Here is a 6408-nt window from a genome sequence, read left to right on the forward strand (position 1 = left end):
GTATTATACAACAGTTACTCAGGTTTAATTGTAAGTCTAGTACAGCAAGTGGAACAATTTTACTGAGCTTGAAAATATCTAAGTATTTCTTTGAGTTATCAAATTTAGATTAATCTTACAACAAGTGTGTCATGTATTGCGCTAGCATGACAAAATATCAGTAAAAATAGGGCTGATCTTGAGCTGATAGGATGAGGCTGAGTGATATAGTCGTTTTATTCTAAGATGATACAGGACTAGCGATCCTTGGTTTTAAAAGTAATTGATATTTAAAGTTTTATAGGACTGCCAACCTTTGAAGGAATGGCAGTCTTAAAATATAAAATACTAATATCCTGTAAAATAATTGATCTTTGCTACAGAAGCATTAGTATCAAGCAAACAGTTTATTTCAAGTTATAAAACGTGCTCATACCGGGATATACCACCGTATCACCAAGCATATCTTCAATACGAATTAAACGATTATATTTCGCCACACGATCAGAACGTGATAACGAACCTGTTTTGATTTGGCCTGCTGAAACCGCCACTGCTAAATCAGCAATAGTACTGTCTTCAGTTTCGCCAGAACGGTGCGAAATTACACAAGTGTAGTTATTGCGTTTGGCTAATTCAATTGCAGCTAATGTTTCTGTTAACGTACCGATTTGATTCAATTTAATCAAAATAGAGTTAGCAACCCCTTTTTCGATGCCTTGTTGCAAAATCTTAGTATTGGTTACAAATAAATCATCACCCACCAACTGTACGCGAGAGCCTAATTTCTCAGTTAAGATTGCCCAGCCATCCCAGTCGCCTTCATCCATGCCATCTTCGATAGAGATAATAGGATATTTGTCTACCCATGCGGTTAAGTAATCAGCAAATTCTTCTGAAGTTAATTTTCTGTTTTCAGACGCTAAATCATATTTGCCATCTTTATAGAATTCAGAGCTTGCTACATCTAAACCTAACATGATGTCAGTGCCTGCTTTATAACCCGCTTTATCAATCGCTTCTAAAATGACTTCAATTGCTTCTTCATTAGAAGATAAATCTGGTGCAAAACCACCTTCATCACCGACTGCAGTATTTAGGCCTTTGGCTTTTAATACCCCTTTTAAAGCGTGGAAAATTTCAGCACCGTAGCGCACGGCTTCAGTGAAATTAGGTGCGCCGACAGGTAGAATCATAAATTCTTGTAAATCAACGCTATTATCTGCATGAGCACCACCGTTGATGATATTCATCATAGGTACAGGCATGTGCATTTGACCTGCGCCGCCTAAATAACGAAATAATGGAATGTCTAACTCAGCCGCTGCCGCTTTTGCTGTAGCCAAAGACACAGCCAACATCGCATTTGCACCTAAACGTTCTTTGTTTTCAGTGCCATCTAATTCCAACATGGCTTGGTCAACGCCAACTTGATCCAATACGTCGAAACCAAGTAATTCATCGCTGATTTCGTTATTGATATTATCAACGGCAGTTTTAACACCTTTACCTAAATAACGAGATTTGTCACCGTCACGTAATTCTAAAGCTTCACGCGAACCCGTAGATGCACCAGAAGGCACAGCGGCTGAGCCCATTTCACCTGTGACGGTAGTCACTTCTGCTTCAACAGTTGGGTTACCACGAGAATCTAAAATTTCACGCGCATAAACTTCAATAATTTCAGACATAGTTTTCTCCTTAGTTATCTTGTTTAAATTGTTAATTAACGGCTATTCAGTGAGGATTTTATAAAATGCAACAACAGTATGGATTATGCTGCACCAGCAAAACCACTATTCCTAACCTATTTAAGTTATTTTATTTTTCGGCAGGAATTTAACAATATTTCAGACCGCTTTAGAATATCAGCATAAAGAATGTCGGAATCATTGATTTAAACTAATGTATATTATCAACAACAACTTGCATTTTGCGTATGTTCGCACCTTTAAATTGTTTTGAGGCTGCTTTTAATAATTTTTTTGCCTCAGCTAGTGTGCCTGTATAAACCGCTAAAAAGTTGTATTTTTGATTAACATTATTGTACCAAACCATTGAACAACCATGTCTCGCTGCAAATACTTTATGTTGTGGGAATAAGGCTTGTACAGATAAGCGTTCTTGTTCTGAAAAATAATCACCGCACTCTGTTTCATCCATCAAATCGCTAGGGTCGGGGTAAATTGCTTTGCTGCTTTTCAAGATGATGGCATAAAAATATTCAGAAGGATGTGCCGTTTGCCATTCCAGTTCAGCAGGTAGATTAAATGATAAATCATACGCCGCAAATTCATAACTTGTCGTTGCACAAGGCTGATCTGGTATACCACAAACAAAAGCATTAGGCAGAGGTTCAACCAATGGTGCTGCTGCATGGGCAGTAGGCAATGTAAGGCATAGACTGGTAATCACAAACCAAAAATATAATGATATTGTAGAATGGTTTTGCATCATTTTTCCTTATTTTAAGAACAAGAAAAGACTGTTCACTGCGCGTTGTCAATTAATAACTGCTGATTGATAATCTCGTCAATTTGTTTCAATTGGGATAATAAATTGGCCATTTCAGCTAAAGGAACAGAGTTTGCGCCATCGCTCAATGCTTGATCTGGATTAGGATGGGTTTCCATAAATAAACCAGAAATACCTATTGCTATTGCTGCCCGTGCCAATGCTGGGACAAATTCACGTTGGCCACCTGATGATGTGCCTTGTCCGCCCGGTAATTGCACCGAATGGGTTGCATCATAAACCACAGGACAATCTGTTTCACGCATAATCATCAATGAACGCATATCAGAAACTAAGTTATTGTAGCCAAAAGAAACCCCACGCTCACATACCATAATATGATGATTACCAACCGCTTTAGCTTTATTCACCACATTAACCATATCCCAAGGCGCGAGAAATTGACCTTTTTTAATATTGACAGGTAAACCTTGTTTGGCTACGTTTTGGATGAAATTGGTTTGACGGCATAAGAATGCGGGAGTTTGTAGTACGTCAACGACGCTGGCTACTTCTGACAACGGCGTATCTTCATGCACGTCAGTTAAAATCGGTACTTGGATTTGCTGTTTAACCGTTTCGAGGATTTTTAAACCTTTTTCCACACCCAAGCCACGAAAGCTATCATGTGAAGAGCGGTTTGCTTTATCAAAAGAGGATTTATAAATAAAAGGAATCCCCAATTTCTGAGTTATTTCTTTTAAATGACCCGCAATATCTAAAGTCATTTGCTCAGATTCAATCACGCAAGAACCCGCGATGAGAAAAAAGGGCTTATCTACACCTACTTCAAAATCAATCAGTTTCATGTCAATACGACGGCGGCTAAAATGAGAATGGGCGTATTATACATCAAGGTGATTGTTGGTTATAAGTTGATTAGTAAAAGCTGATGATTTAGCCCTACATTTAACAGCAAGCTGCTCTGTATTCAGCAAAATATACGGCGCGTTTAAAATAAGGAAAAATTTAGTCAAATCAGAAAAAAGATAGGGAGTGGGCAATGGATATAAATGATACAGAATAAATGGTATAAAATATTATTAGATCATGCAAACGCCTTTTTTACCCTCATCATCCAAGCTAACAATTAACATGGAATTAAGCATATTAAATACGGTATCAAATACAATTTATGTTAAACTTGCGATCCTCTGCCTATCTCGGTAAGTTCATTCAGTTGATCCAGTTCCAGATTTAAAATCACGCCAATGCAACACTTATTAAACCAGTTTGGTCAACAGGGCATCCCCTGCTTTTTTATTATTGATTTCACGAAAACACAAAGTCAGGTTTATCCACTTGAGCACATGCCACAGGATATTCTTTGGTCAATGGAATCTAAGCCTATTTGTCATCAGGTAAAAGTGTTGAAAGCACTGTGCTTAAAAAAAAAGCTATTTCATTTGCAACTTATCAAAAAGCATTTAATCAAGTCATAGCTGAAATGTATGAAGGCAATACTTATTTATTAAATTTGACCTTTCCAACCCCAATTCAATTAAATGCCTCATTACTTGATGTTTTCCATGCTACAGAAGCTAAGTTTAAGCTGTATTTTCAAGATCAATTTGTGTGTTTTTCACCCGAGCGTTTTATTCAAATTCATAACAACACGATCAAAACGTTTCCTATGAAGGGTACAATTAACGCCTTATTACCCAATGCCGCACAACAGATTTTAAACAATGACAAAGAGATGGCCGAACATGTGATGGTGGTGGATTTGCTGCGTAATGATTTATCCATGGTGGCAGATAAGGTTCGAGTACAACGCTTTCGTTATATTGATGAGATTCAAGCAGGACAACGGCCATTATTACAGGTTAGTTCAGAAATCAGTGGCCAATTACCACATCAATGGCAGCATCACTTAGGGGATATGCTGTACACATTATTACCCGCAGGTTCAATTTCAGGCACACCAAAGCACAATACTTTAAAAATTATCGACCAAATTGAAACTTATCAAAGAGGTTTTTTTACAGGTATTTTTGGTTATTTTGATGGGCAAAATTTAGATAGTGCGGTGATGATTCGCTTTATTGAAAAGCAGGATGATGGATCGTTTATTTATAAAAGTGGTGGAGGGATTACCATTGACAGTGATGCAGCATCGGAATATCAAGAATTATTAGACAAAGTGTATTTGCCGTTAGTCAATTAATAAAGTCGATAATTTAGCACTTTAACTCAAAAAAGGCCTTTTATGCTCTCAGCTTTCAATAAGAGACATATCTCATTATAATTGGCTGTATTCAATCTTATCTCTTTAATAAAGTCTCCTATGCAAAAAAATCCCACAGTTTTGATGATGGCTGGTGGTACTGGCGGTCATATCTTTCCAGCATTGGCGATTGCTCAAGCTTTACAAGCACAAAATATCCATGTTGAATGGTTAGGCACGCCAAATAGCATGGAATCTCGCCTTATGCCTCAAGCCAACATTCCAATCCATTTTATTAATATCAAAGGACTCCGAGGCAAAAGTAAGCTGAGCTTATTGCTTGCTCCGTTCAAAATTATATGGGCGATTGGGCAAGCAATGGCAACAATTCGACAAGTTAAGCCACAAGTTGTGATTGGTATGGGTGGTTTTGCCAGTGGACCGGGAGGAATGGCTTCATGGCTAATGGGTAAAAATTTGCTGATTCATGAACAAAATGCGATTGCAGGGATGACTAATAAAGTATTATCCCGTTTAGCAAAGCAGACATTACAAGCCTTTCCTGACACTTTTCCAGCTCGAACTCAAGCCCAAACGGTGGGTAATCCTGTGCGTGAGCCAATTGTGGCATTGCATCAAGCTGAAATACAGATTCATAGTCCGAGACTCAATATTTTAGTATTTGGCGGTAGTCTGGGTGCAAAGGCCTTGAATGAGCTTGTGCCTCAAGCCTTACAACAATTAGAAAAAATTGAGATTGCTGTCAAACACCAAACAGGTGAAAAGCAGCTAAATGCGGTAAAAACAGCTTATGAACAAGCAACATTTTCTGTTGAAGTATCTGCATTTATTCAAGATATGGCGGAAGTTTATTTGTGGGCAGATTTGGTTATTTGCCGTGCTGGCGCATTGACCGTGACTGAATTGGCTCATGCAGGAGTCGCAAGTATTTTAATTCCATTTCCTCATGCCGTAGACGATCATCAGACTGAAAATGCAAAATTTTTAAGTGAGCAACAGGCCGCCATTTTGATTCAGCAACGTGATTTGGATCAGGGAAAATTAAAGCATCTGTTACAAGATTTATTATCAAAACCGCAACAATTACAGCACATGGGTCAAGCGGCTCGTCAGCAAGCAAATCCAAATACAACACAGGATATTATGCACGTGATTCAGCGGTTTCTATAGATGGGGCTACACTGTTTAAAATGAGAGAAAAAACAATGTGCAAGTGGCAGCCCTAAATATCATAACCTAGGACTGCTGCTTGCTAAAATATTTTACTAATCAACTAATCAACTAATTACCCTGCCACGCGATATCTAATTGTTTTGCGGCTCTCACATCGTCTAAACGACGTACAGGTAAGCTATACGGGGCTTTACAAACCATCTCTGGATCGATTTTGGCTTCTTCCCAGATTTCAATTAAAGCCTCAACGAACGCATCTAAAGTTTGTTTATCTTCCGTTTCTGTTGGCTCGACTAACAAACATTCTGGTACTAATAATGGAAAATAGGTCGTTGGTGCATGAAAACCTTTGTCCAATAAACGCTTAGCAAAATCCATTGCAGTCACATTGAGTTCTTTAGCTTGCTTTTTCAAGGTCAAAATAAATTCGTGACTGGCACGACGTTCAGGAAACGCCATATCAAACCCAGCTTCACTTAATTTAACTTGCAAATAATTCGCATTCAAAGTGGCAAATTCAGCAACGCGGTGCATTCCATCACGGCCTAATACTC

5 protein-coding genes and 1 pseudogene are annotated in these 6408 nt (G+C 38.3%); 2 read left to right on the forward strand and 4 right to left on the reverse strand.

What is annotated here, in order from left to right:
* Nucleotides 1-386 precede the first annotated feature (386 nt).
* The 3 genes from eno to kdsA form a co-directional block, all read right to left on the reverse strand.
* Nucleotides 387-1670 carry a phosphopyruvate hydratase gene (gene eno, locus ABXH34_RS16925; protein WP_353573063.1) on the reverse strand — a complete coding sequence of 428 codons (1284 nt, stop codon included), beginning with the start codon at nucleotides 1668-1670 and terminating at the stop codon, nucleotides 387-389.
* A 211-nt stretch (nucleotides 1671-1881) separates the two neighbouring features.
* Nucleotides 1882-2436: a hypothetical protein gene (locus ABXH34_RS16930; RefSeq protein WP_353573064.1), complete on the reverse strand. Its 555-nt coding sequence runs from the start codon at nucleotides 2434-2436 to the stop codon at nucleotides 1882-1884.
* Nucleotides 2437-2468: 32 nt separating this feature from the next.
* Complete coding sequence (gene kdsA / locus ABXH34_RS16935; protein WP_353573065.1) at nucleotides 2469-3302, reverse strand: 3-deoxy-8-phosphooctulonate synthase; 834 nt, start codon at nucleotides 3300-3302, stop codon at nucleotides 2469-2471.
* 572 nt (nucleotides 3303-3874) lie between these two features.
* On the opposite strand from kdsA, the gene ABXH34_RS16940 reads away from it, so the two are divergent.
* Both ABXH34_RS16940 and murG read left to right on the forward strand, forming a co-directional pair.
* Nucleotides 3875-4660 carry an aminodeoxychorismate synthase component I gene (locus ABXH34_RS16940; RefSeq protein WP_353573066.1) on the forward strand — a complete coding sequence of 262 codons (786 nt, stop codon included), beginning with the start codon at nucleotides 3875-3877 and terminating at the stop codon, nucleotides 4658-4660.
* A 120-nt stretch (nucleotides 4661-4780) separates the two neighbouring features.
* On the forward strand, nucleotides 4781-5851 hold the full coding sequence (gene murG / locus ABXH34_RS16945; protein ID WP_353573067.1) for an undecaprenyldiphospho-muramoylpentapeptide beta-N-acetylglucosaminyltransferase: 1071 nt from the start codon (nucleotides 4781-4783) through the stop codon (nucleotides 5849-5851).
* Between the two features lie 111 nt (nucleotides 5852-5962).
* Here the strand turns inward: murG and ABXH34_RS16950 are convergent.
* Nucleotides 5963-6408 (reverse strand): annotated as a pseudogene (locus ABXH34_RS16950) (aminomethyl-transferring glycine dehydrogenase subunit GcvPB); the annotation flags it as partial.

This window comes from Candidatus Albibeggiatoa sp. nov. BB20 (genome assembly GCA_016744725.1).
Classification (GTDB): domain Bacteria; phylum Pseudomonadota; class Gammaproteobacteria; order Beggiatoales; family Beggiatoaceae; genus Albibeggiatoa.